Genomic DNA, 23,231 nt, shown 5'->3' on the forward strand with positions numbered 1-23,231 from the left:
TTGACATACTCCTTTCCATAATCAATGATTTATTTGCAAAATATTCCTTTGATCGCAAAGGCAATATTCGCCGGCCTTTCTGCTAAACGCCGCATGAAATACCCATACCAATCTTCTCCGTAAGGCATATACACACGGACGTTATACCCTTCATTCAATAAATCTTTCTGCATCTGATTACGCATTCCGTAAAGCATTTGAAATTCAAAACGCTCATTCGGAATATCATGTTCTTCAACCAGTTTTTTCGTGTAATCGACGATCGCATCATCGTGACTGGCAATGGCTGTGTAGTGACCATTCAGAAGGTTCTTCTTGATTAAGTGCTTCAAATTCTTATCGACACTTTCTTTATCAGGAAAAGCTACTTTCCCTGATTCCTTATACGCCCCCTTCACAAGACGCAGGTAAGGTTTGCAGGCATCCAACTCATCCAAATCTTTATCTGAACGATATAAATAAGATTGGACGACTGTACCCAGATTTTCATACTTGTCTTTCAACTCTTTATAAATTTCAAGTGTAGCTTCACAACGCGAAGAGTCCTCCATATCAATCGTTACCGTTACCCCTCGTTTCTCAGCTTCCTCGAGGATCGTCTCCATATTTTCAATCACAAGTTCTCGGTTGATATCCAGTCCAAGTGACGTCAATTTTAAGGAGACTTCTGAATTCAATTGATGATTGGCAATTGATTGTATGCAGCGGGTGCACTCCTGTGCTCGGTCGCGTGCTTCTGCTTCACAATTTACAAATTCACCTAAATGGTCGACAGTGACCTGTAACCCTTCATGATTCAATTGCTGAATTAACGGAATTGCTTGAGAGAATGTTTCCCCTCCGACTATCTTGTCAGCCCCAAATCTCTTTCCAAAACGCTTCGCAAAGCGGTCTAATAATTTGTTGTTGGATAGGTATAAGAAAAAATTCTTGCTGATGGCTTCCAAGATCACCACACTCCTTTCGTCTTTCTCCTATCAGGAACCATGTGGTTACTTCAGGTGAAATGGCTGAATTATTTAACTGTTGTGAAAATTATAACGTTATTGTAAGTGCTTCCACAACGTGTCAAGACCACAAACATCCGACCATAGTTTTATAGTTTAAGCACAATCAAAAAAGACCCTGGACGAATTCACCCAGGGTCTTCCTATATTTTCTAGTTCATATTTTTTATAAAACATCATGTACGACTTGGACAGCTGCAAATGCATTTTTTCCACACCATTTGATCAGCCTTTTCGGAACACAGATTACAAATCCTCTGGTTAAATTAGATCCTCTTAACGAATCATGTCTATGAAGTGATTCAACACTTTAGCAGTCAGCCCCCAGATCACCTTGTCTTCATAAAAATAAAAAAGTTCCTCGACAGGCCGTGTCTGCCACTTATAATTTTCCCCTCCCGGTATTAAGTGATAAGGAAAATCTTCATCCGGCTTCACTTCGAAATGAACGTGGTGGACTTTTGGCTCGTTCTCTAGAAAAAAGGCAAGGGGAACTGTAAACACCTCTTCTACTTCATCAGGGTTAGGATTCATATCTGTCACTTCACAATTCATAAAGCCTACATAAGTGTGAACCATCATCCTGAATGGAGAAACTAAGTAATCGAATGGATACACATGAGTGATATGTTCAGCTCCTACCCCTAATTCCTCTGTCGCTTCACGGACGGCGGCATCTTGTTCCATATCATCTTCGGCATCCACTTTTCCTCCTGGGAAACAGATTTCACCAGGCTGACGACGCATTTTATGAGACCGTACTTCAAACACAAGATGCAGTTCTCCTTCTTTTTGAATCAGCGGGAGGAGAATCGAATACTCAGAAACGGAATTTTTCCCCAGCACAGAAGGGCTGTGCTGTTTCATCTTCTCTAAAATGGACTCGAAATTCATTCCTTTCACCTCGTCATCTCTTTTTCTCATACTATAACAGACAATATCAATTTCAGAATAAAAAGATGGGCGGCAAAGCAAAGACCTTACTCTTTACCGTAAGGTCTTTTTCATTTTATTGTGCACTCAGAGCTGTGAGGGCATCTATTTCATTAAATTGAGTTTCATCCTGAAATGCTGCCATATCCCAACCACGAGCGAAAGACCAGTGATGTATGTCCGAAACCATATAGGAACGTGTCACGTCAGTACTTTCGTCTTCATACTTTTCCATTGCCAACACAGAACTTTCTCCAAGGACAAAAACCAATAACTCCAGGCTTCCTGTCAAACTTTTCTGTTCTTCCGTAGCTTGATAAATCGTTCCAGGGAAATCATTGATAAAGGAATCGGATAATAATTTACCATCTTCCATACTTGAGTCCGCTTGAAGATAGTTGACTCCGAGATCATCGAAGACAACCATAAGCTTCTCACTATACCAGGCATCAATAAAGGTATAATCGTACCGTTCATTGTCCATCTTCTCTATAGGTTCGCCCAACGTTTGGATCACTTGATTATTGGAATCACCCGTGAAGACCCCATTCATACCAAAGGTGTTCGTAGAAAGATCTATTCCAATATCAATGGAGGGCATAGGTTCTCCCATCTGTTCTGAAAACTCATCAGATGAACCTTTTTCTGAAGTTTTACTTTCGCTCTTTGGTTCACCAGAAGCTGGTGTAGTCTCACTTCCCTCTTCTTCAGGTTGGTCTTGAGAACTCTCCTCCCCAGGTTTTGAAGTCTCTTCTTTATTTTCTCCTGATTCAGTTACATCCATCGAAGTCACTGCTTCGGGTGTCGATGTGTTGCAGGCCACTAATGTCATGAGAATAATAGTCATAAGCATCAATAAAAATCTTTTCATGTTTTTAGCTCCTTAAAAATACTCTATGAATAAATCTATTTTACTTTGAATCGAGAAATATAAAACTAGGGTATAGGACCTGTTTTTTTATTTGCTTTGCAAGTTTTTTTCTGGTAACTTTATGTTAACTGAATATTTCTTATTCTAAGACAATTAGGGTAAGGATAGAGGTGCAAATACATGAGTACACAAGAGGAGGAGAATGGGCTCCAGAGATTCTTGTGGAAAGGGGAATTTGCCGAAGCGGATGAAATCTCATTTTTCTGAAGCTGGTTCTGAAGCTGAATAAGTTCAGGACTGTCATATAGGAAACTATATGGAGGGCTATCGTACGCAGAAGCGGTAAACATGTTTCTACGGCAGCAACGAAGCCTTCGTTGCTGCCTTTTTGTTTTCCTGCATCCAGCCCTCACGACCTCGAAAGTATTTCAAATCTTACAAAGGGTGTGAGGTAATGAATTTCGGAGAAGTAATTACAGCCATGGTCACCCCGTTCGACCAACAGGGAGACATTGATTTTGAAGCAACCAGGAATCTGATCGACCACTTACTAGCCAATGGTTCGGATGCTCTTGTGATCGCAGGTACCACAGGGGAATCTCCAACGCTTACAACTGAGGAAAAAGTACGTTTATTTAAGTTTGTCGTTGAATATGTCAACAAACGAGTACCTGTCATTGCAGGCACGGGATCGAATAATACTCAAGCATCCGTTGAACTGACAAAACAGGCAGAGAACGCAGGGGTGGACGCCGTCATGCTCGTGACCCCATATTACAACAAGCCATCCCAGGAAGGAATGTACCAGCATTTCCGTACCATTGCAGCAGCAACCTCTCTTCCAGTGATGCTGTACAATATACCAGGTCGAAGTATTGTGAACTTACTTCCTGAAACGATTGTCCGTTTAGCTGAAATTGAAAATATCGTTTCTGTGAAAGAAGCAAGCGGTGACTTGGATATGGCTACAGAAATCATCAGCCAGGTACCAGAGGATTTTTCTGTATACAGTGGTGAAGACTCGAACACTCTTCCATTCATCGCCATAGGAGGAACCGGCATCGTTTCAGTTTCTGCTCACGTCATCGGTAATGAAATGCAGAAAATGATCCAAAGCTATCGTAATGGAGATGTTCTTTATGCCGCGAGTCTTCATCGAAAGATCGTACCCGTCATGAATGCGGTTTTCTCAGCGCCAAGTCCCTCTCCAGTCAAGGCGCTTTTGAATAGAACAGGTATCGAAGTCGGATCTGTCCGTCTTCCTATGCTGCCTTTGAATGACGAAGAAACGGATGCTTTAGTGAAAATCCTTGATACGGTACAGGAAAAAGAAATCAGTGTTGTGTAAATAAAAAAACAGCCTTCAATTACTTTGAAGGCTGTTTTTCATATCAATCATCATCTTCGTCTTCGTCTTCATCTTCTTCATTCTCTTCTTCGTCTTCATCTTCTTCATAATGATCCTCATCATCATATTGGCTGGAAGAATTAGAAACTAATAATTCGGCGTAATTATCTTGGATGAAACCGACTAAAATACCAAGCGTCTGCCCTTTGAAGCGATCCGGCACTGACTTCCCACCTGGATCAGAAAAATATAGTGTATCTTTATCTTCACTATAGTAATAACCTATGTCTTGTAACGCATGTTGAAGATCCACAGGCAGTTCTGTCATCCCTGTTTGATTCATAAAGTATGTTGTCGGGTAAATCCACACATCAACATCATCAATGCCTGTCTCTACTACAAACAAATCGTAGTCATATTGAGTGATCCACTGATTTTTTGAGAATATGGAGACACCTGTACCTTCAAGAGCGGAGATCCCCGTCAGATTGGTTCCGAAGATTTCGTTAATGATGTTCCTGATTGTTCCCCCATCCATTTCCCCGTTATACGATTCGAAATACAAGTCCATAATTTCAACTTTGGATAAAGATAAAATGTATTCATCTAAAGGTTCGTCTATCTCATCTTCATCCAAAGAAGCTTTGACCCCTTCAATGATGAAGTCTTCGAACGTACTAACCTGCTTTCCGGCATCCAATTGAGAGATTTCCTCTAGATCAATGCCATAAATTTGTTCGACGGTTTCACGGATTTTCTTAGGTTCTACTTTCTTTTCATAGGATTCGAGATAATGGTCCATCGCTTCCGCTTTGGACATCTGGTTTACTAAGACCAATGCTTCCTCGAACTCAAGCTCTTCTTCACGATTCTTTTCTAAAACTTCAATAATTCCTTTAGTGATCTCTTTTGTATATTTAAGATCTTCTTTATCAGCTTCTTCTACTTCTTCCTGCCAGTCATCAGCATAGATATGTACCGGCGCCACCGTTCCAAATGTTCCTAGAGCTAATACTAAAGTCATGATGATGAACCATTTCGATCGTTCATTGTTCCATAATTCCATCATTTCATCCTCCTTGGTAAAAATTAAAACTAAAGTAACCCCCTAAAACACCTATAACCTATATTGTAGATATCGGTCGAACTTCCACTTTTTTTAGAAAATTTTTCAATAATATAAGGATATATTTTCATTTTATTCAGCTTGTATTATATTGCACACTGCGTTTGAATATAATTAACCTCTATACTCCACCTTGGGTGAGGAGATGATGGATTGGATCACACCTATTTCATGAAAAAAGCTATCCAAATGGCCAGTGATAATGTGTCAGACAACAGTGGTGGACCTTTCGGCGCCATCGTTGTTAAAGATGGAAAAATCATCGGCCGAGGAAAGAATGAAGTGACCAAAACAAACGACCCTACCGCTCATGCCGAAGTGCAGGCAATAAGGGAAGCATGTGATACATTAAAAGATTTTCAATTGACCGAGTGCATCATCTACACCAGCTGCGAACCTTGCCCGATGTGTATCGGGGCGATTTACTGGGCGAGACCGAAAGCCGTTTACTATGCGTGCACGAAAGAGGAAGCTAAAGAGATCGGATTTGATGATCAGTTTATTTATGAAGAAATCGAGCTTCCCGTAGGAAAGCGGAGAATAAAGATGGAGCAGATCATAACCGACAATTACAATGAGCCGTTCAGGTTATGGGATGGTTCTACTACTAAGAGAGAGTACTAATAGATGAGAACAGTAAAGAAGCCTACGGTGCAGTCAACACCGTAGGCTTCTTTATATTTAGTCTTCATCTTCTTCATTATCATCATCGTTTTCATCTTCAAAATGACCTTCGAAGAAGTCTTTTTGTTGAATGGACTTCCAGAATTCATCTGCTATTACCTCGTATCCTTCTTTACTTAGGTGGATATCAGCAGGGTTAGGAAGGTACTTTACGTAATTTTGAGCAATAACTTCTTCAGCAGGTATAAAAGTATAACCGTAAAAATCTGTATATATTTCTATTATACTATTTAAATTATTTAGCAGAGGAATTATTTGCGTTTGTTCTTCTATACTCTTATAAGGAAAAGCATTATAGTAGCCCATAACATAAACATTTGCATTTGGATTAGTTCTTTTTATTTTATCTAGTGCTTCAGGGAGATTATTAGATACATTATTTAGAGCACTAGTAAAGGCTGGTGGATCACATGTTTTAAAGTCAATCTCATTTTCTGTTATATCACATGTTTTAAGAGCGTTTATAAAATCATTCGCACCGATCGTAATGGTTATAAGCTCTGCTTCTTCAATCTCTTCTATCACGTCTTCATTTTTAAGTACTGATAGTAAATGTGAAGTTGTATGACCTGCGACACCAAAGTTTTCATAATCTACATCGTAACCCGAACTTTCCATTTTGGCAGCCAGATAATCCACATAGCCTAAATCATAACCGCCGTAATATGTCATTCCTGCAGTCACAGAATCTCCCAAAGCTACGTAATCGACTTCCCGCTCGTCCCCATCAGCATAAACGGCAGGCGCCAAAGAACCGAACATAATAAAAACGACCATGAGAACAGACAACTTTTTCAACCAATTCATTAATAAAAGCCCTCCCCATCAATTCGTTATATAGAATAAATTAATAATACCATTATATTCCATAAACAGAACAGGACCTTTGACCAGTTTTCTATTGTGTCTATATTATAGAGTCCCCTGCTCAATTCCACACTTGCTCATGCACTATTGGCTGCGTTCCTTTTTAATCCCTCATTTAATAGGACTCCATTCATACCTTTTGAAGTAATTGCTATCTACCCTTACAATAAAGATAAGGGTCATTTTCAGAGTCCCCATTTATACTTTGTAAGATAGAATGGAATCGTTACCAACGAAACTCCACTCTATCTAAAATGAGGAAGATCGTGAGAATATTCGTCAAACGGTTATTTGTTGACAAATATCTCTTTGCATTTAATAATAGTTATTGAATTAAAATTATTATAGATAAGCACTTCATGTGCTGTCTCTATAAAAAACACTTTTCAGGAGGAATTCTTTTATGTCTCTAATCGGTAAAGAAGTACAACCATTCCAAGCTAAAGCATTCAAAAACGGTGATTTCATCGATGTAAGCGAAGAAAGTTTCAAAGGTCAATGGAGCGTTGTATGCTTCTACCCTGCAGACTTCTCTTTCGTATGCCCTACAGAACTAGAAGACTTGCAGAACAACTATGAAACATTGAAAGAAATGGGAGTAGAAGTATTCTCCGTATCAACAGATACACACTTTGTACACAAAGGCTGGCACGACAGCTCTGAAAAAATCAACAAAATCGAATACGCGATGATCGGTGACCCATCTCAAACTCTATCCCGCAACTTCGACGTATTGAACGAAGAAGAAGGTCTCGCAGATCGCGGTACATTCATCATCGATCCAGATGGCGTTATTCAAGCAGTAGAAATCAACGCTGGCGGCATCGGCCGTGACGCAGATACACTTGTAAACAAAATCAAAGCTGCTCAATATGTACGAAACAATCCTGGTGAAGTTTGCCCGGCTAAATGGGAAGAAGGCACTGAGACCCTTACCCCAAGCCTTGATCTTGTAGGTAAAATTTAAGGAGTGGAATAAATGGTTCTTGATGCACAAATTAAGGCACAATTAGACCAATACCTTCAGTTGATGGAAGGTGAAGTCGTCCTGAAAGTCAGCGCCGCAGAGGATGACGTTTCCAAAGAGATGCAAGCTCTCACAGACGAGCTTGCATCCATGTCATCTCAAATTACGGTTGAAAAAGCAGAGCTCAAACGAACACCGAGCTTCAGCGTCAACCGGCCTGGCGAAGATACCGGTATTACATTTGCCGGTGTCCCTTTAGGTCACGAATTCACTTCCTTGGTTCTAGCGCTCTTACAAACCAGTGGACGTGCCCCTAAAGTGGATCAAAGCATGATCGATCAAATTAAGAATATTTCTGGTGAATACCATTTCGAAACCTACGTCAGCTTAAGCTGTCATAACTGCCCGGATGTTGTCCAGGCACTTAACGTGATGAGCGTTCTCAACCCGAATATCACCCACACCATGATCGACGGGGCTGCTTATAAAGAAGAAGCAGAAAGTAAGAACGTCATGGCGGTACCGTCCGTACATTTGAATGGTGAATTTTTCAAAGGTGGACGTATGACACTTGAAGAAATCGTTGCTGACTTAGGTGACGGACCAGACCCGGAAGAATTCAACAATAAAGATCCTTATGAAGTTCTTGTAGTAGGTGGTGGACCTGCAGGAGCAAGTGCGGCAATTTATACCGCACGTAAAGGGATCCGCACAGGCATCGTAGCTGAACGCTTCGGCGGTCAGGTGCTGGATACAATGAGTATCGAAAACTTCATCAGTGTGAAACAGACGGAAGGTCCTAAAATGGTTGCTAGTCTGGAAGAGCACGTGAAGGATTATGAAATTGATGTCATGAATCTTCAACGCGCCAATCGTTTAGATAAAAACGAAATGTTCGAACTGGAACTTGAAAATGGCGGCGTTCTGAAGAGTAAAAGTGTCATCATTTCTACTGGTGCTCGTTGGCGTCAACTCGGTGTCCCTGGAGAAGAAGAATTCAAAAACAAAGGTGTCGCGTACTGTCCACACTGTGATGGACCATTGTTTGAAGGTAAACACGTGGCAGTCGTCGGCGGAGGTAACTCCGGTGTCGAAGCGGCCATTGATCTTGCAGGCATCGTGAAACATGTCACGGTTCTGGAATTCGGTGCTGAACTTAAAGCCGATGAAGTGCTGCAAAATCGCTTGAACAGCCTTCCAAACGTGACGGTTCACACTAATGCTCAAACAACGGAAATCACCGGTGACGACAATGTCAATGGACTGACCTACGTCGATCGAGAAAGCGGACAAGAAAACCACATCGAACTTGAAGGTGTATTCGTCCAAATCGGACTGATTCCGAACACTGAATGGTTAGGTGATTTCGTTGAACGTTCGAAGACTGGTGAAGTTGTAGTCGATAAATACGGCTCAACCAACGTCCCAGGGCTGTTCGCAGCCGGTGACTGTACTGACAGTCCGCACAACCAGATCATCATTTCCATGGGTGATGGAGCGAATGCTGCCTTAGGTGCGTTCGATCATTTAATCCGTAACTAATAGAACATTTTATAATATTAAACCTCCCCGTTCCCGGGGAGGTTTTGCTTTTTTGTAAGAATAAAGGTGTCACGGCAATACAAAACGCCTCGTCACTTGCACTTTTCGCTTGATACCATTAAAGTATATATTGGTTGAAATCTGTCCTATTTGGGGATAGATATGACAAAACCATTTTCACTTTTAATTTTGGGAACACGTTTCCCTTAAGGAAAGGGTTCAGATATACTATGAAACAAAATTTTTGGCATGAGTTGCCTCGACCGTTTTTTGTTCTGGCACCGATGGAAGCTGTGACGGATGTTGTTTTCCGTCACGTAGTAAGTGAAGCAGCGAGACCTGACGTGTTCTTTACAGAGTTTACGAATACGGAAAGCTACTGCCACCCGAAAGGAAAAGACAGCGTAAGAGGGCGTCTGACGTTCACGGAAGATGAACAGCCGATCGTTGCGCACATTTGGGGAGATAAACCTGAATACTTCCGTGAAATGAGTATCGGTATGGCGGAAATGGGGTTCCGTGGAATCGATATCAATATGGGATGTCCTGCACCTAACGTTGCACCTAAAGGGAAAGGATGCGGACTGATTCGCCGCCCGGATGTTGCAGCGGAAATTATCCAGGCTGCCAAAGCTGGAGGACTGCCCGTTAGCGTGAAGACCCGCCTAGGATATACTGAAGTCGATGAATGGAAACACTGGTTGAAGCACCTTCTTGAACAGGACATCGTCAACCTTTCCATCCATCTACGGACGAAGAAGGAAATGAGTAATGTCGATGCTCACTGGGAACTGATTCCTGAGATCAAGAAGCTTCGTGATGAAGTGGCTCCAGAGACGCTTCTTACTATAAACGGTGATATTCCTGATCGTCAAAAAGGACTTGAGCTTGTCGAAAAATATGGTGTCGATGGAGTGATGATCGGAAGAGGAGTCTTCCATAACCCATTCTGCTTCGAAACTGAGAAGAAAGAACATACGAGTGAAGAACTACTCGATCTTCTGCGTCTACAGCTCGATCTTCACGATAAGTATTCCGAAGAATTGGAGCCGCGACTCTTCAAACCGCTGCGCCGCTTCTTTAAGATTTATGTACGTGGCTTCCGAGGTGCAAGTGAGCTCAGAAACCAGCTGATGAGCACAGAATCTACAGATGAAGTGCGAGCTCTGCTTGATGAGTTTGAAGAAAAAGGTGGAGTGAAGGAAGAGGAAAGCTTTTCTATTTCTTGAAGAACTTCTTTTTCATTTGCCCCATAAAACGTTTAAAAGAGAGAAGAGCCTAAATGGCTCTTCTCTCTTTTTTTACCGAACTTATATAAAAATCAGTCTGCATAAGTTGGAGAGTCACTTTAGCAGGACAACCACCTTAGCTTTTAATTATCATGCTCTTTCTTATTTATGGTAAGGTTCATTCCTCATTATCTTAAACGCACGATACACCTGCTCCACCAGCATCAAACGCATCAGCTGATGCGGGAAAGTCATTTTGGAAAAAGATAAGCCGTAATCGCTTCTCTTCAGTACTTCATCACTCAACCCAAGTGAACCACCTATAACAAAAGCAATTTTACTCTTACCGTAAGTCGCCAGCTCATCCACCTTTTTGGCAAGCTTTTCTGAAGTCAGCTGCATCCCTTCAATTTCTAATGTGATCACGTACGTGTCTGGTGAAATTTTAGAAAGGATGCGCTCCCCTTCTTTTTCTTTCACCTCAAGCATTTGTGCTTCACTTAAGTTTTCAGGTGCTTTTTCATCAGGGACTTCTATGACATCTACTTTTGCATAAGGACCGAGACGTTTCACATACTCGGCAATCCCCTGCTTCAAATATTTTTCTTTCAGTTTTCCAACCGTCACTATTGATATTTTCATAACTCGATGTCCTCCACTCATTGTTCCTACCCATAGTTTAACATGAAAAATAAAAGCACCTCAGCCCTTTAGTAACAAGGGTGAGGTGCTATCTTAATTAAAGAATTCCGATGGTGTTCAGTAAAATGACGACAGCAACAGAGATGACTGGAATCAATACAGCAACGACGAAAATTTCTTTATAACTGTCTTTATGAGTCATCCCGGTGATTGCAAACAGGGTTAAAACCGCCCCGTTGTGCGGAAGTGCATCAAGTCCACCCGATGATAGAGAAGCGATACGGTGGAAAGCCTCTGGACTGATTCCTGTATTCATTGCGATCTCATAATACTTCGATCCCAGCGCTTCAAGGGCGATCCCCATCCCTCCTGATGCTGATCCTGTGGCTCCTGCCAGGACGTTGACGGCTATTGCTTCTGAAATGAGCGGGTTTCCTTTTACACCCATCAACAGTTCGGTTAGGCGTTCAAAACCTGGGACTTCACGGACGACGGTACCGAAACCGACGGCAGCACTCGTATTGATGATAGCAATTACGGATCCACTGGCCCCTTTATTCATAGACGGGATGAATTTTTTAAACAAGTGGACATTCAAAAGCATGATCAATACGATACCTGAAATTAAAGAAGTGACAATATCCCAATCAAACACGTTCAATGTCACCAAAACCGTTAACAGCGGCAAAACGGATAGGAAAAAATTCGGCATGTGTTCTGCTTCTTCAACGACTTTTCCCCCTTTTGGCTCGACGAAAGTATCTCCTTGTTCCGTTAGTTTCTTCTCACGATACCTAAGATAAAGATAACCTCCGACAGCCATAACGATAGCTGCGATCACTCCCATTACAGGGGCTGCAGTTGCAGAGGTTTGAAAATACTCCATTGGAATCAGGTTCTGTATTTGTGGAGACCCTGGTAAAGCGGTCATCGTAAACGTAAACGCTCCGAGGGCTACAGTTGCTGGTATTAGTTTTCTGCTGATATCAGCTTCCCTGAATAAGGATAAAGCTAAAGGGTAAACGGCGAATACAACGACGAAAAGACTGACGCCTCCATATGTAAGTACAGCTGAAGAAACAAGCACACCGAGAATAGCGCGTTTTGTCCCGATCACCTTTGTCAGTGCGAGCGCGACGGAACGAGCCATGCCTGTGTTCTCCATCAACTTACCAAAAATCGCACCCAGCATGAAAACAGGGAACCAGGCTTTTGCAAAGTCTACAAACCCTCCCATGTAGGTATCTTTATATGCCTCAAGCAAATCGAGGCCGCCCGTTAAGGCGACGACTCCGGCAGCAATCGGTGCCACCCATATGATGGACCACCCGAGGTATGCCAGAGCCATCAAAACGACAAGACCGAGTAATATTCCGAACATAGTTTTTTCCTCCTAATTGATGAATGTTCTAAGCAGCTTTAACGACCATGGCAATTCCTTGACCGCCGCCAATGCAAAGTGAAACGACGCCGTATTTCTTATTTCTCCGCTTCAGTTCTTTCACCAGTGTATACAGCACTCTTGTTCCGCTTGCTCCTATCGGATGACCAAGTGCGATGGCTCCACCATTGACATTGGTTTTTTCCCTCGGAAGATCAAGCTCTTTTTCTACAGCCAGATACTGTGAAGCAAATGCTTCGTTCACTTCAATCAGGTCCATATCATCAAGGGTAAGTTCCGCTTTCTTTAAAGCTTCACGAATCGCATCGGCAGGACCTATACCCATATAATTAGGGTCGACTCCTACGACAGACCAGGAAACGACCTCCGCTAAAGGATCAGATTCATTTTCCTTAACAAACTGTTCACTGGCAAGAACGACTGCTCCAGCGCCGTCATTGATCCCACTGGCATTTCCTCCTGTAACGGTTCCATCTTTCCGGAAGGCCGGTTTTAAATTGGCCAGCTTTTCAGTTGTCGTGTCTTTACGAATGTGTTCATCGCGATCGATGCTGATTGACCCTTTACGAGACTTCACTTCTACAGGAACGATCTCTTCGCTCATGATCCCGTCTCGAACCGCCTTCGCTGCACGTTGGTGGCTCAACGATGCATATTCATCCTGTTCTTCTCTAGTAATCTCATATTTCTCAGCCAGGTTTTCCCCTGTCGCTCCCATCCCTTCACCGATGTACTCATCAGTCAGAGCAGCCCAAAGCATATCTTCCACTTTAGGAGAAGATAACTTCGTGCCGAAACGACTGCCTCTCATGGCATGAGGGGCCATGCTCATACTCTCTGTACCTCCAGCCAATGCCACATGTCCTTCCCCCAAGAGAATAGACTGGGCAGAAGAAACTACAGATTGGAGTCCTGAACCACAGAGACGGTTCAAAGTTAAAGATGGACTGCTTGTCGGAATTCCTGATTTCAATGCGATATGTCTTGCAATATAAGGAGCATTGGAAGAAGAGTGAATCACATTGCCCATAACGCTGAAATCAATTTGTTCAGGTGTAAGACCACTTCGTTTTACTGCTTCCTTACTTGCGGTCACGCCAAGTGTAGTCGGGTCTACATCTTTCAGAGAACCTCCAAATGTACCGAAAGGGGTACGTGCCCCTTCTAATATGTAAACAGAATTCATTATCATCTTTCCTTTCGTAAAGTTATTGTGTTGTGTAGCCTCCATCAATCACGACCGCCTGCCCTGTGATTCCTTTAGCTTGATCACTCGCTAAAAACAATGTGTAGTCAGCGATTTCCTGAACAGATAGCAGACGTTTTTGAGGTACCAGTGGGTAAATGACTTCTTCCAATGCTTTTTCTAAAGAAACTCCTCTGTTTTGTGCAAGGTCTTCCAATTGATTCCTGACCAATGGCGTATCGACATAACCAGGGCAGACCGCGTTGACTGTAATCCCATCTTCCGCCCCTTCCAGCGCAGAAACTTTCGTCAAACCAATGACACCATGTTTAGCGCTGTTATAAGCAGATTTACCTGCGAATCCAATCAAACCATTAATGGATGCCATATTGATGATTCTTCCAAAACCCTGCTTTTTCATAATCGGGAAAGCATGCTTTGTAGCCATGAAAGGAGCGATGAGCATTACTTTTGTCATAAGCTCGAATTTTTCAGTCGGGAATTCTTCAAGGGAGGCGACATGTTGCAGCCCCGCATTGTTGACCAATACGTCCAGTCTGCCGTACTTTTCCACCGTTTGATCGATCGCTTCCTGCAGCTGACTTTCATCCGTCACATCACATGTCAAACCAATACATTTATAACCTTCATCTTTCAACATCTCTGCTGCTTCGTTCACTTTGTCTTCATTGATATCACTCAAAGCGACTTTCGCTCCTTGACGAGCGAACTCCAACCCGATTTCAAATCCAATTCCGCTCGCTGCTCCTGTAATGAATACAACTTTGTTTTCTACCATTTTTCTGCCTCCTAGTTTGATTGTTGTAATAAACGATCACTCACGACCAATTCCGCTTCTGTCGATTCGACCACTTCTTCAACTGTCCACCCTTCTAACACATCAACTAACACTAGTCCTTTCGGTTCTACGTCAATAACTGCGCGGTCTGTAATGATGCGGTCAACGACACCTTGTCCCGTTAAAGGTAGGCGGCACTCTTTCAATATCTTCGGATCTCCATGCTTATTCACATGATCCATGATGATCACGACCTTTTTTGCTCCATGGACAATATCCATGGCTCCGCCCATACCTTTGATCATTTTTCCGGGGATCATCCAATTCGCTAAATCACCATTTTGTGCGCCTTCCATCCCACCTAAAATAGCAAGGTCCAAATGTTCCCCCCGCACCATCGCAAATGATTCAGCACTGCTGCAGTAAGCCGCACCTTTTGAGGCAGTTACGGTTTCTTTCCCGGCATTGATCAAATCTGGGTCCACTTCAGATTCATAAGGGGAACGCCCAATTCCTAAAAGACCATTTTCTGATTGTAAAACCACTTGTTTATCATCCTGAATATAATTGGCGACCATCGTCGGCATTCCGATTCCAAGGTTTACGTAGTAACCGCTTTCAATTTCCTGTTCAGCTCTTTTTGCAATTTTTTCTCTTACTGTCGCTTTGTCTAAGTTTGCTGCCATTTTTATCTGCCTCCTATTATGCTTGTTTTTTTATCGTCAGCCGTTCGATTCGCTTTTCCTGATTCCCTTCAACCAGCCCCTGCACGTAAATTCCAGGAGTATGGATACGATCCGGGTCCATCTCTCCAATGTCTACAAGATTTTCTACTTCTGCAATCGTCACTTCACCTGCCGTGGCGATTTCCGGGTTGAAGTTTCTTGCTGTCTTATTGTAGATGAGATTTCCAGCATGATCTCCGTACTCAGCTCTTACAAGACTGAAGTCAGCTTTCAGACCCGTCTGTAACAAGTAATCTTTTCCGTTAAAAGTCCTTACTTCTTTTCCCTCAGCTATCGGAGTTCCGACACCAGCCGGCGAATAAAAGGCAGGTATACCAGCACCACCGGCACGGATGCGTTCCGCCAGTGTACCTTGAGGAGTGAGCTCTACTTCCAATTCCCCAGCCAGCACCTGGCGCTCAAACTCTTTGTTTTCACCGACATACGAACCTATCATTTTATCAATCTGCTTGTTTTTCAAAAGTAACCCGAGTCCCCAGTCATCAACCCCGCAGTTGTTGGAAATGACCGTCAGATGCTTCACTTCGGATTCTACTAATGCCAAAATCAAATTCTCGGGGATTCCGACCAAACCGAATCCACCCACCATAATCGTTGAATGATCTTTAATATCTTTCACAGCTTCCTGAAAAGTGGAATATATTGTTTTCATTGTCCACACTCCTTCCACTTATCTATATACGCAAGAAGTGTGCCAACTTGAAAAGTGCATGGAATCAAGAGATTAATATTCGCTTTTTCAGAAATCTGGAATAAAGAATCCAACCCTTATTGAGAACCCTTTCATTTAAAGTAAAAAAGAACCATTCCAGAAATCCGGAATGGTTTCCGAATTTCTGGAATGGTTTATAGACCATACTTTTTAACTTTATCGTATATACTGGATTTTCCAATTCCCAGCCGTTCTGCGGCCAGGGATTTGTCTCCTTCCGTCATTTCTAAAACTTCCTCTATGAAATTTTTCTCTGTATTTTCCATCATTTCTTTTAAACTGAAAGCTTTATTGTTATCTCTCGTTCTTGGTTTGAAGTGCTGCGGTAAATCATCAAGGGTGATTTTTTGGCCGTCAGATAAATGGACCGCTGATTCAATAACGTTTTCAAGCTCTCGAATATTTCCCGGCCATGAGTAATTTTCTAATACATCCTGAACTTCAGCGCTAACCTTTCCTATACGTTTCCCTATTCGCTGACTCGTTTTTTCCAAGAAATATATCGTAAGAACCCTTATGTCTTCAATTCTTTCACGTAAAGGTGGAACCTCTACTTGTAGAACGTTGATGCGATAATATAAATCCTCTCGAAATAGATTTTTTTCAATCAATTTTTCTAAAGGTTGGTTGGTAGCTGCAATGATTCGTACATCCACTTTCTGTGATTGGACGGACCCAAGAGCCTCTACTTCTCCCTCCTGAATTGTCCGTAGTATTTTCACCTGTGCGTGCATGGGCATATCGCCTATTTCGTCTAAAAAAAGCGTTCCCCCATCAGCCAGCTGAAATTTACCAGGCTTACCGCCTTTCTTCGCTCCAGTAAAGGCCCCATCAAGGTAACCAAAAAGTTCGGATTCAATCAGGTGCTCTGGGATCGCTGCACAGTTCACTTTTACAAATGGCTGGTCACTACGATCACTCAATTGGTGAATACTGTGAGCGAAAAGTTCTTTCCCTGTTCCACTTTCGCCTCTGATTAAGACAGGGATATCGGCATGGGCGATTTTTTTAATTTTATCTTTCACATCATGTATTTCTTCTGAACTACTGACAATATCATGGAGGGAATAACGGGCACCCGTTCGGCTGCTTGACCGATTACGGTAGGTTTCAAGTTCAAACAGCAGATCCTTGATGTGTGTATTCATGATTTCCCATTCTTCTGTATCACGAAATAACACCATCCCAAGAGCACCTACAACTTGTCCATCTGAACGTAAGGGAATACGGTTCGCAATCATATACTGACCTCTAATATGCTGCAAGTCTGCCATTTCTTCCTTACCAGACTCTACTACAAGATGCATCCTGGTATTCTCTATAACTTCCGTCACATGCCTTCCGATGATTTCTTCTTTACCCACATCTAAAAACTGAATATAGCTCTCGTTCATATAAGAGATGTTTCCTTGATGATCGACAATGACAATACAGTGATCGACATTTCCAAAAAACGTTTCAAAAATACTATCACGGTAATTCTCCAGTACAGTTATCAAACTATTCACCCCTGCAACCCATGGTAACGTTTTCATTGAATTAATTAGAATTCTATCACTGTAAATGGAATGAAACCACCTCAGGTCGACATCCCCCTTTAATTCCTGCATGCTCATGAAAAATTATACAACTTTGGTACTACACTGATTTATATCCTTTGGTGAATTGGTGATTCAGACAAAATTTGTAATAATGGTAAAGACAAACCCCATTTCGGTTTGGCCCCACAATTGGTCAGTGGTTTTCCATTCGACTAGTTATGGGGTTATTTAATTTGATTTAAAGCCTTCCTTTTCGGGAAGGCTTTTTTGTTCTATTAGAGCTGCTATTTATCTTCTTTATTTAGTTACTGGATTAAGGTAAAATTATAAATATAGAAAATTCAGACACTACACCAGGAGGTTGCAATGGGACAAACATCAAAGCTCCAAAATAAAGATAAGCAGGCGAAGTGGTTCATATTGATTGTTTCCCTTGTCGGTTGGAGTACCATCGGTGGATTGGCTTTCCAAATAGACCGACCGGATAACATAGCTGTCTTCTTACTGCTCGTTTTATTTATGGGAATTACGGAATACTATCCGATCGCCATTTGGAAAGGTTACACTTCTCTCAGTTTTCCACTTCTCTATACCATGTACATCGTGGATGGGCTGCCTTTGGCGGTCACCGCTTACGCTTTGATCATGGTGATTGTGAACATCGTTCAACGACGTCCTTTACGAATCATTCTTTTCAATCCATCCCAACTGACTTTGAGTTTGATTGCAGCTGTATTTGTCGCTGATTGGTTTCAATCCACGTTCAACTTATTAGAAACAGGTTCCTTCCTTTTCATCATTTTCGTAACCTTGCTTTATTATTTCTTCAATAACCTCTTTGTCGATTTAGTTCTTTTGATTCGTCCTCAGCCATACACGTTTACCATATGGAAGACGAAAGTAATGACAGAAGTGGTCAGTGCTTTGATATCCATTACATACATAGGGATTATGTTTTATATGGGCAGTCAAAACCGCGGGGTCATTGATGTATTCACCTATTTCTTCTTCTTCTCGCCATTGGTCGGTTTCGCACTTTTGAGTTCAATTATTGTACGCCTCCATATGGAAAGAAACCGAATTAAAGCTTTGTTTGCCATTTCTACAGAATTGAACAGACGGATTCCCACGAAAGACTGGGTTCAATCCATAGAAGAGAACTTGAATGATATTGTGGATGTCGATGCCAGCATCTTATGGGTGAAAGAAGAAGGAAAATGGAAAGCGCGTTTCCACTATGGACAAGTGGATCCAAATAAAAAGCTCACTCCTGATTCTGTTGCAGCCTTCGAGAAAATTGAAGATGTCGTAAGTTTCCAGAATGGAAGACGGAGCGATGTGCCTGTTCCGAAGAGCTTTCACAAAGCTTTGAAAGCTTTCATATTTGCTCCGATCATATTAGAAGGTAAATCTCTCGGCATGTTCGTTGTGGCAAGAAGCCGGACTCATAGCTTCAGAGAAGATGATGTCCAGTCTGTAGCAACTTTAGCCAACCAATTGGCGATTGCTATTAAGACGAGAATGCTGATCTCCGAGCAGGAAAAGCGAACGGTCTTGGAAGAACGCAATAGAATTGCGAGAGAAATCCATGACGGAGTAGCGCAATCACTAGCTGGTGCTGTATTGAAGCTTGAAACAGCCAATCGTAAATTTCATCAAAAGCCGCAAGAATCCCAGAACATCATAATGGATAGTCTGGATAAACTGCGTTTCAGTTTAAAAGAAATCCGGGAGTCCATATATGCCTTACGCCCCTATGAAACTGAAAGGGTAGGTTTGAAGCAGGCCATCGTCAAAAGGATTGAGGTCATTCAAAAAGAAACAGAATTGGAACTTACTTTTGAAGAGCGTGGAAAACCGATTGCGCTAAGCCCAATGGTAGAAAAAGTCATGTTTGATATTTTTCAGGAAAGTGTCCAAAACACAATCAAACATGCAGGCGCGTCTCAAATTCACGTACTTCTCAGTTATCAAAAAGAACATGTGTTACTGAAAATCACGGATAATGGAGTAGGTTTTTCATTACTGGGGGCTATGGTGAAAGCGAAGAAAGATCCACACTTCGGGATATTGAGCATGAATGAACAAGCAGAGAAAATAGAGGCATCGCTTCAAATCAATAGTGAGGAAAACGAAGGCACTGAAATTGTCCTTACTATACCGAAGCTCGGCTTTGAAGGAGGTATGGAACATGATCAACGTCATGCTAGTGGATGATCATGCTGTATTAAGAGATGGATTGAAAAACATCATTGAAACAGAAGAAGATATCCATGTTGTTGGAGAAGCGGTAAATGGACAACAATTCATGGAACTTCTCCCTGAATGTGAGCCTGATGTCGTTTTGATGGATATTAATATTCCGGACAAAAACGGGATTGAGCTGACAGGTATGCTGAAGAAAAATCATCCAGATATCAAAGTTCTGGTTTTGACGATGCACAGCCATGATGAGTACTTTATGGCTGCAATTCGTGAAGGGGCGGATGGCTACCTACTTAAAGACCTCCCCTCCGACCAGGTCGTAGAAGCGATTCGGACGGTAGCTAAAGGAGAATCGATCATCGACCCTTCGATGACTAAAAAGCTTCTCGGTTTTTATAACCAGAAAGAAGAATCCTCTCAGCAGTCCGAACTGACAGAAAGAGAAAAGGAAGTTTTAATCTGCCTTGTCAGTGGAATGAGTAATAAGGAAATCGGTGAAAAGTTGTATATCAGCGATAAAACCGTAAAGATCCATGTCAGTAAAATATACAAGAAGTTGAATGTTAAAAGCCGCTCGCAGGCAATCATTCACGCAGTACAAAACCAGCTGGTGCCACTTCCATAAAAGACAAGCTCCTCATTACGAATGAGGAGCTTTTTTTGTATACACCTTTCGTACTATACACCGTAGGACCCTTGGACAACAATTTACTCCTTTCGAGCAATAGCTAAACAGATAAAAAATAAGGATAATAAATACAATACTAAAAATTCTGAATTCAGGAGGAAATCGTATGAAACTTAAAGCTATATTGCTGGCAGTCCTTTTGGTCGTTTCCACCTTCTCCCCCAGTGCTTTTGCTCAAAGTACAAGTGGTGAGGCAACCATAGGTCCTAAACTGAAAAACTTGATGCAGCAAACTACAGAAAGTCTTGAAGTCGTTGTCGCATTTCATGGGGATGGCGGTCCTACAGAAACACAAATGCAGCTTCTTCAAGACGTAGGAGTTACAAAAGGTATTTCATTCCAAAGCTTACCGATTGCTGGAGTTTTAGCAACTAGTGAACAAATCACTCAGTTAGCTCAAAATTCTGATGTCCGTTCCATTTACTTCAATAGCGAGCTTGAATATGAGAATGCTGATGCAACAGCTTTGACAGGTGTTGATAAAGTACGTACTGACGACGATATGAGAAAAGAAAATGGCGGACTACCTGTTTCAGGTAAAGATGTAGGTGTTGTAGTCAATGACAGTGGTGTAGACGGTACGCATAGTGATATCAAATTCGGCGACCACTTAGTACAGAACGTCCTTGGATCTACAAACTTGCATGCGTTAAGTGATTTGCTTCCAGTTACATACGTGGAAGACGTCCCGAACACAGACAACAATTCCGGCCATGGTACTCACGTAGCTGGAACAGTTGGAGGAAATGGTTCTAAATCCGGCGGAAAACACGAAGGTGTAGCCCCTGGTGCCAACCTGATCGGTTATGGTTCTGGAGCAGGCTTAGCGATTCTTGATACAATCGGAGGTTTCGACTACGCGTTGACGCACCAGAAAGATTACAACATCCGTGTCATTACAAACTCCTGGGGTGCGACAAGTGATGCGGGTACAGCATTCGATCCTGAAGATCCAATCAATATCGCAACGAAAAAGTTATATGATCGCGGCATCGTAACGGTTTTCTCAGCTGGTAACTCTGGTCCAGGAGAATCAACAATCTCTGGTAATTACAAAAAAGCTCCATGGGTCATTACTGTTGCAGCAGGAGACAAACAAGGTAAACTTACAGACTTCTCTTCCCGCGGTTTGAAAGGTAAAGGCGGTACAGTGACTGTAGATGGTGAAACATTTGAATGGGTCGACGCACCAACGATTACGACTCCAGGAAAAGACATCATTTCCACTCGTGTCGTGTCCCCGACTACAGGGCTTTCTGCTGATAAGGATGTTGAAATGATCGAACCTGCTTATCTGCCTTATTACACAACGATGAGCGGAACTTCCATGGCAGCTCCTCACATGGCTGGGATCGTCGCTTTGATTTTAGAAGCGAACCCTGAACTTTCACCGATGGAAGTGAAACAAATCGTCCAAGAAACAGCTACAAACATGCCGGGATATGAGGCATGGGAAGTCGGTGCTGGATACGCAAACGCTTATGCTGCTGTCGATAAAGCGTTCCATATGAACAAAGAATACGGAAAAACATTGAATGCAACGAATACGCACAATGCCAATGTAGAAATGAAAATCGAACGTGAACCATTTACAATCGACTATTCTACTGCCAACGACAATACAAAAACGTTTGAAGTACAAGAAGGCCTTAGTGAAATCGTAGCTAAAGTGAATGCCAGAGGTTTAGCTGGTGAAACAGGCAATACGATCAACTTGGTGTTAATCGCTCCTGATGGTACCGAATATACTTCAGGGATTTACCTTGCTTTCACCCTTTACCAGGATCGCACAGTCCAAGTCACTTCTCCTATGCCTGGAACATGGACAGTTGAGCTAAGAGGTTTGGACGGAGCAGCTCTTCCTGAATCCGTAGACGGGGAATGGACCACAAAAGTAGCAAGTGGATTCAGTGGTCTGGATGATATCGCAGGCCACCCGGCGGAAGATGCAATCAAAACTGGAGTATCTGAACGTCTGTTAGATAGTAAAGCTAATGGCAGCTTCAACCCTGATGAGAAATTGAAGCGTAAACACCTTGCCCAATATTTGACGATGGGAGCAGGTGTGGTCCAGTCTGGTGAGAACACATTGTCAGATGTCAAAGACAGCTACCTTCCTTTTGTAGAAGCAGTTACAGCGAAAGGGGCTGCATTGAAAGACCTTCAACAAAATCATGATGGTGTAATGAAAACAACCGATGGTAAATTCGATCCTAAAGGAACGGTCACACGTTCAGATTTGGCTTACTCCTTGGTTCAAAGTCTTGGACTTCAAGAAGAAGCTCAAAGCCATGAGGGTCCTCTTACTGTCCAATATAAGGATGAGCGTATCGCTCTAGCTGATGCAGAAAGCGTACCGGCTGAATACAAAGGTTATGTACAGCTTGCTCTGGATCTGAACATCTTGAATGCTTACTTTGATGTGACACAAGGTCCATACGATCATGAGCCAACAGTCACAGCGAGCTTTGAACCTACTAAAGAAATTACTCGTGGTGATTTCGCGGTAGCGATTTCCCGCTACTATGCCACATATTTAATGCCTTAAATAGAACGAAAGAACCCCGGTTTGAGATAAAACTCAGACCGGGGTTTTATTATGCATTTCTATCAATCTAGGATGATCGCATTTAGAGAGAAGCAGTTATAACAAACCTACAACAATTAATTAATACCTATTCTACATCTAACCTGGTAGAGGAAGAATTGGGCCACGGTATATCCTATCTTCACCCT

The 23,231-nt window shown here is 42.3% G+C and carries 20 protein-coding genes and 1 riboswitch; of the genes, 8 read left to right on the plus strand and 12 right to left on the minus strand.

Annotated elements, in window-relative coordinates:
* Positions 1-29: 29 nt before the first annotated feature.
* From LCL89_RS12295 to LCL89_RS12305, 3 genes are all read right to left on the minus strand, one after another.
* Positions 30-947 (minus strand): proline dehydrogenase family protein, encoded by a 918-nt coding sequence (locus LCL89_RS12295; protein ID WP_224810353.1) that lies wholly within the window; start codon positions 945-947, stop codon positions 30-32.
* A gap of 336 nt (positions 948-1,283) precedes the next feature.
* The gene (locus LCL89_RS12300) at positions 1,284-1,901 is read right to left on the minus strand and encodes an NUDIX hydrolase (RefSeq protein ID WP_224810354.1); all 618 of its coding nucleotides are present in this window, start codon (positions 1,899-1,901) and stop codon (positions 1,284-1,286) included.
* A 115-nt stretch (positions 1,902-2,016) separates the two neighbouring features.
* The gene (locus tag LCL89_RS12305; protein ID WP_224810355.1) at positions 2,017-2,811 is read right to left on the minus strand and encodes a hypothetical protein; all 795 of its coding nucleotides are present in this window, start codon (positions 2,809-2,811) and stop codon (positions 2,017-2,019) included.
* A gap of 157 nt (positions 2,812-2,968) precedes the next feature.
* A riboswitch (Lysine riboswitch) is annotated at positions 2,969-3,146 on the plus strand.
* 119 nt (positions 3,147-3,265) lie between these two features.
* Between LCL89_RS12305 and dapA the strand changes: the two genes are divergently transcribed.
* Positions 3,266-4,159, plus strand: a complete 894-nt coding sequence (gene dapA / locus LCL89_RS12310) for a 4-hydroxy-tetrahydrodipicolinate synthase (RefSeq protein ID WP_224810356.1) — start codon at positions 3,266-3,268, stop codon at positions 4,157-4,159.
* Positions 4,160-4,202: 43 nt separating this feature from the next.
* Here dapA and LCL89_RS12315 read toward each other — a convergent pair whose 3' ends face one another.
* The gene (locus tag LCL89_RS12315) at positions 4,203-5,225 is read right to left on the minus strand and encodes a hypothetical protein (RefSeq protein ID WP_224810357.1); all 1,023 of its coding nucleotides are present in this window, start codon (positions 5,223-5,225) and stop codon (positions 4,203-4,205) included.
* Between the two features lie 213 nt (positions 5,226-5,438).
* On the opposite strand from LCL89_RS12315, the gene LCL89_RS12320 reads away from it, so the two are divergent.
* Positions 5,439-5,909 (plus strand): nucleoside deaminase, encoded by a 471-nt coding sequence (locus LCL89_RS12320; protein ID WP_224810358.1) that lies wholly within the window; start codon positions 5,439-5,441, stop codon positions 5,907-5,909.
* A 57-nt stretch (positions 5,910-5,966) separates the two neighbouring features.
* On the opposite strand, the gene LCL89_RS12325 is transcribed toward LCL89_RS12320, so the two are convergent.
* Positions 5,967-6,776 (minus strand): SGNH/GDSL hydrolase family protein, encoded by an 810-nt coding sequence (locus tag LCL89_RS12325; RefSeq protein WP_224810359.1) that lies wholly within the window; start codon positions 6,774-6,776, stop codon positions 5,967-5,969.
* Between the two features lie 463 nt (positions 6,777-7,239).
* Here LCL89_RS12325 and ahpC point away from each other — a divergent pair, with 463 nt between their 5' ends.
* The 3 genes from ahpC to LCL89_RS12340 all read left to right on the plus strand — a co-directional run bounded on the left by ahpC (position 7,240) and on the right by LCL89_RS12340 (position 10,574).
* On the plus strand, positions 7,240-7,803 hold the full coding sequence (ahpC, locus tag LCL89_RS12330) for an alkyl hydroperoxide reductase subunit C (RefSeq protein WP_197316947.1): 564 nt from the start codon (positions 7,240-7,242) through the stop codon (positions 7,801-7,803).
* 12 nt (positions 7,804-7,815) lie between these two features.
* The gene (ahpF, locus tag LCL89_RS12335) at positions 7,816-9,345 is read left to right on the plus strand and encodes an alkyl hydroperoxide reductase subunit F (protein WP_224810360.1); all 1,530 of its coding nucleotides are present in this window, start codon (positions 7,816-7,818) and stop codon (positions 9,343-9,345) included.
* 230 nt (positions 9,346-9,575) lie between these two features.
* A complete protein-coding gene (locus LCL89_RS12340) occupies positions 9,576-10,574 on the plus strand; it encodes a tRNA dihydrouridine synthase (RefSeq protein WP_224810361.1) in 999 nt (332 codons plus the stop codon).
* A 162-nt stretch (positions 10,575-10,736) separates the two neighbouring features.
* On the opposite strand, the gene rlmH is transcribed toward LCL89_RS12340, so the two are convergent.
* The 7 genes from rlmH to LCL89_RS12375 form a co-directional block, all read right to left on the minus strand.
* Positions 10,737-11,216, minus strand: coding sequence for a 23S rRNA (pseudouridine(1915)-N(3))-methyltransferase RlmH (gene rlmH, locus LCL89_RS12345; RefSeq protein WP_224810362.1), 480 nt, complete (start codon positions 11,214-11,216; stop codon positions 10,737-10,739).
* A 97-nt stretch (positions 11,217-11,313) separates the two neighbouring features.
* Positions 11,314-12,597 (minus strand): GntP family permease, encoded by a 1,284-nt coding sequence (locus LCL89_RS12350; protein ID WP_224810363.1) that lies wholly within the window; start codon positions 12,595-12,597, stop codon positions 11,314-11,316.
* A 28-nt stretch (positions 12,598-12,625) separates the two neighbouring features.
* Positions 12,626-13,804 carry an acetyl-CoA C-acetyltransferase gene (locus tag LCL89_RS12355; protein ID WP_224810364.1) on the minus strand — a complete coding sequence of 393 codons (1,179 nt, stop codon included), beginning with the start codon at positions 13,802-13,804 and terminating at the stop codon, positions 12,626-12,628.
* Positions 13,805-13,826: 22 nt separating this feature from the next.
* Positions 13,827-14,603, minus strand: a complete 777-nt coding sequence (locus LCL89_RS12360) for a 3-hydroxybutyrate dehydrogenase (protein WP_224810365.1) — start codon at positions 14,601-14,603, stop codon at positions 13,827-13,829.
* 11 nt (positions 14,604-14,614) lie between these two features.
* Positions 14,615-15,289, minus strand: coding sequence for a 3-oxoacid CoA-transferase subunit B (locus LCL89_RS12365; protein WP_224810366.1), 675 nt, complete (start codon positions 15,287-15,289; stop codon positions 14,615-14,617).
* Positions 15,290-15,305: 16 nt separating this feature from the next.
* The gene (locus LCL89_RS12370) at positions 15,306-16,001 is read right to left on the minus strand and encodes a CoA transferase subunit A (RefSeq protein ID WP_224810367.1); all 696 of its coding nucleotides are present in this window, start codon (positions 15,999-16,001) and stop codon (positions 15,306-15,308) included.
* A gap of 194 nt (positions 16,002-16,195) precedes the next feature.
* Positions 16,196-17,596, minus strand: coding sequence for a sigma-54 interaction domain-containing protein (locus tag LCL89_RS12375; protein ID WP_224810368.1), 1,401 nt, complete (start codon positions 17,594-17,596; stop codon positions 16,196-16,198).
* Between the two features lie 372 nt (positions 17,597-17,968).
* Here LCL89_RS12375 and LCL89_RS12380 point away from each other — a divergent pair, with 372 nt between their 5' ends.
* The 3 genes from LCL89_RS12380 to LCL89_RS12390 all read left to right on the plus strand — a co-directional run bounded on the left by LCL89_RS12380 (position 17,969) and on the right by LCL89_RS12390 (position 23,043).
* Positions 17,969-19,819, plus strand: coding sequence for a GAF domain-containing sensor histidine kinase (locus LCL89_RS12380; RefSeq protein ID WP_224810369.1), 1,851 nt, complete (start codon positions 17,969-17,971; stop codon positions 19,817-19,819).
* Positions 19,794-20,432 carry a response regulator gene (locus LCL89_RS12385; protein ID WP_197316942.1) on the plus strand — a complete coding sequence of 213 codons (639 nt, stop codon included), beginning with the start codon at positions 19,794-19,796 and terminating at the stop codon, positions 20,430-20,432. The genes LCL89_RS12380 and LCL89_RS12385 overlap by 26 nt, the downstream gene beginning before the upstream one ends.
* Positions 20,433-20,601: 169 nt before the next feature.
* Complete coding sequence (locus LCL89_RS12390) at positions 20,602-23,043, plus strand: S8 family serine peptidase (RefSeq protein WP_224810370.1); 2,442 nt, start codon at positions 20,602-20,604, stop codon at positions 23,041-23,043.
* Positions 23,044-23,231: the final 188 nt, after the last annotated feature.

Origin of the sequence: Halobacillus yeomjeoni (assembly GCF_020171525.1) — a bacterium.
GTDB lineage: Bacteria > Bacillota > Bacilli > Bacillales > Halobacillaceae > Halobacillus > Halobacillus yeomjeoni.

What these genes read in the sequence shown, in the direction of transcription:
- LCL89_RS12300 (WP_224810354.1), bottom strand. Translation starts at nt 1,901, where the DNA reads ATGAATTTCGAGTCCATTTTAGAGAAGATGAAACAGCACAGCCCTTCT.
- LCL89_RS12305 (WP_224810355.1), bottom strand. Translation starts at nt 2,811, where the DNA reads ATGAAAAGATTTTTATTGATGCTTATGACTATTATTCTCATGACATTA.
- dapA (WP_224810356.1), top strand. Translation starts at nt 3,266, where the DNA reads ATGAATTTCGGAGAAGTAATTACAGCCATGGTCACCCCGTTCGACCAA.
- LCL89_RS12315 (WP_224810357.1), bottom strand. Translation starts at nt 5,225, where the DNA reads ATGGAATTATGGAACAATGAACGATCGAAATGGTTCATCATCATGACT.
- LCL89_RS12325 (WP_224810359.1), bottom strand. Translation starts at nt 6,776, where the DNA reads ATGAATTGGTTGAAAAAGTTGTCTGTTCTCATGGTCGTTTTTATTATG.
- ahpC (WP_197316947.1), top strand. Translation starts at nt 7,240, where the DNA reads ATGTCTCTAATCGGTAAAGAAGTACAACCATTCCAAGCTAAAGCATTC.
- ahpF (WP_224810360.1), top strand. Translation starts at nt 7,816, where the DNA reads ATGGTTCTTGATGCACAAATTAAGGCACAATTAGACCAATACCTTCAG.
- LCL89_RS12340 (WP_224810361.1), top strand. Translation starts at nt 9,576, where the DNA reads ATGAAACAAAATTTTTGGCATGAGTTGCCTCGACCGTTTTTTGTTCTG.
- rlmH (WP_224810362.1), bottom strand. Translation starts at nt 11,216, where the DNA reads ATGAAAATATCAATAGTGACGGTTGGAAAACTGAAAGAAAAATATTTG.
- LCL89_RS12350 (WP_224810363.1), bottom strand. Translation starts at nt 12,597, where the DNA reads ATGTTCGGAATATTACTCGGTCTTGTCGTTTTGATGGCTCTGGCATAC.
- LCL89_RS12355 (WP_224810364.1), bottom strand. Translation starts at nt 13,804, where the DNA reads ATGAATTCTGTTTACATATTAGAAGGGGCACGTACCCCTTTCGGTACA.
- LCL89_RS12360 (WP_224810365.1), bottom strand. Translation starts at nt 14,603, where the DNA reads ATGGTAGAAAACAAAGTTGTATTCATTACAGGAGCAGCGAGCGGAATT.
- LCL89_RS12365 (WP_224810366.1), bottom strand. Translation starts at nt 15,289, where the DNA reads ATGGCAGCAAACTTAGACAAAGCGACAGTAAGAGAAAAAATTGCAAAA.
- LCL89_RS12370 (WP_224810367.1), bottom strand. Translation starts at nt 16,001, where the DNA reads ATGAAAACAATATATTCCACTTTTCAGGAAGCTGTGAAAGATATTAAA.
- LCL89_RS12375 (WP_224810368.1), bottom strand. Translation starts at nt 17,596, where the DNA reads ATGAAAACGTTACCATGGGTTGCAGGGGTGAATAGTTTGATAACTGTA.
- LCL89_RS12380 (WP_224810369.1), top strand. Translation starts at nt 17,969, where the DNA reads ATGGGACAAACATCAAAGCTCCAAAATAAAGATAAGCAGGCGAAGTGG.
- LCL89_RS12385 (WP_197316942.1), top strand. Translation starts at nt 19,794, where the DNA reads ATGATCAACGTCATGCTAGTGGATGATCATGCTGTATTAAGAGATGGA.
- LCL89_RS12390 (WP_224810370.1), top strand. Translation starts at nt 20,602, where the DNA reads ATGAAACTTAAAGCTATATTGCTGGCAGTCCTTTTGGTCGTTTCCACC.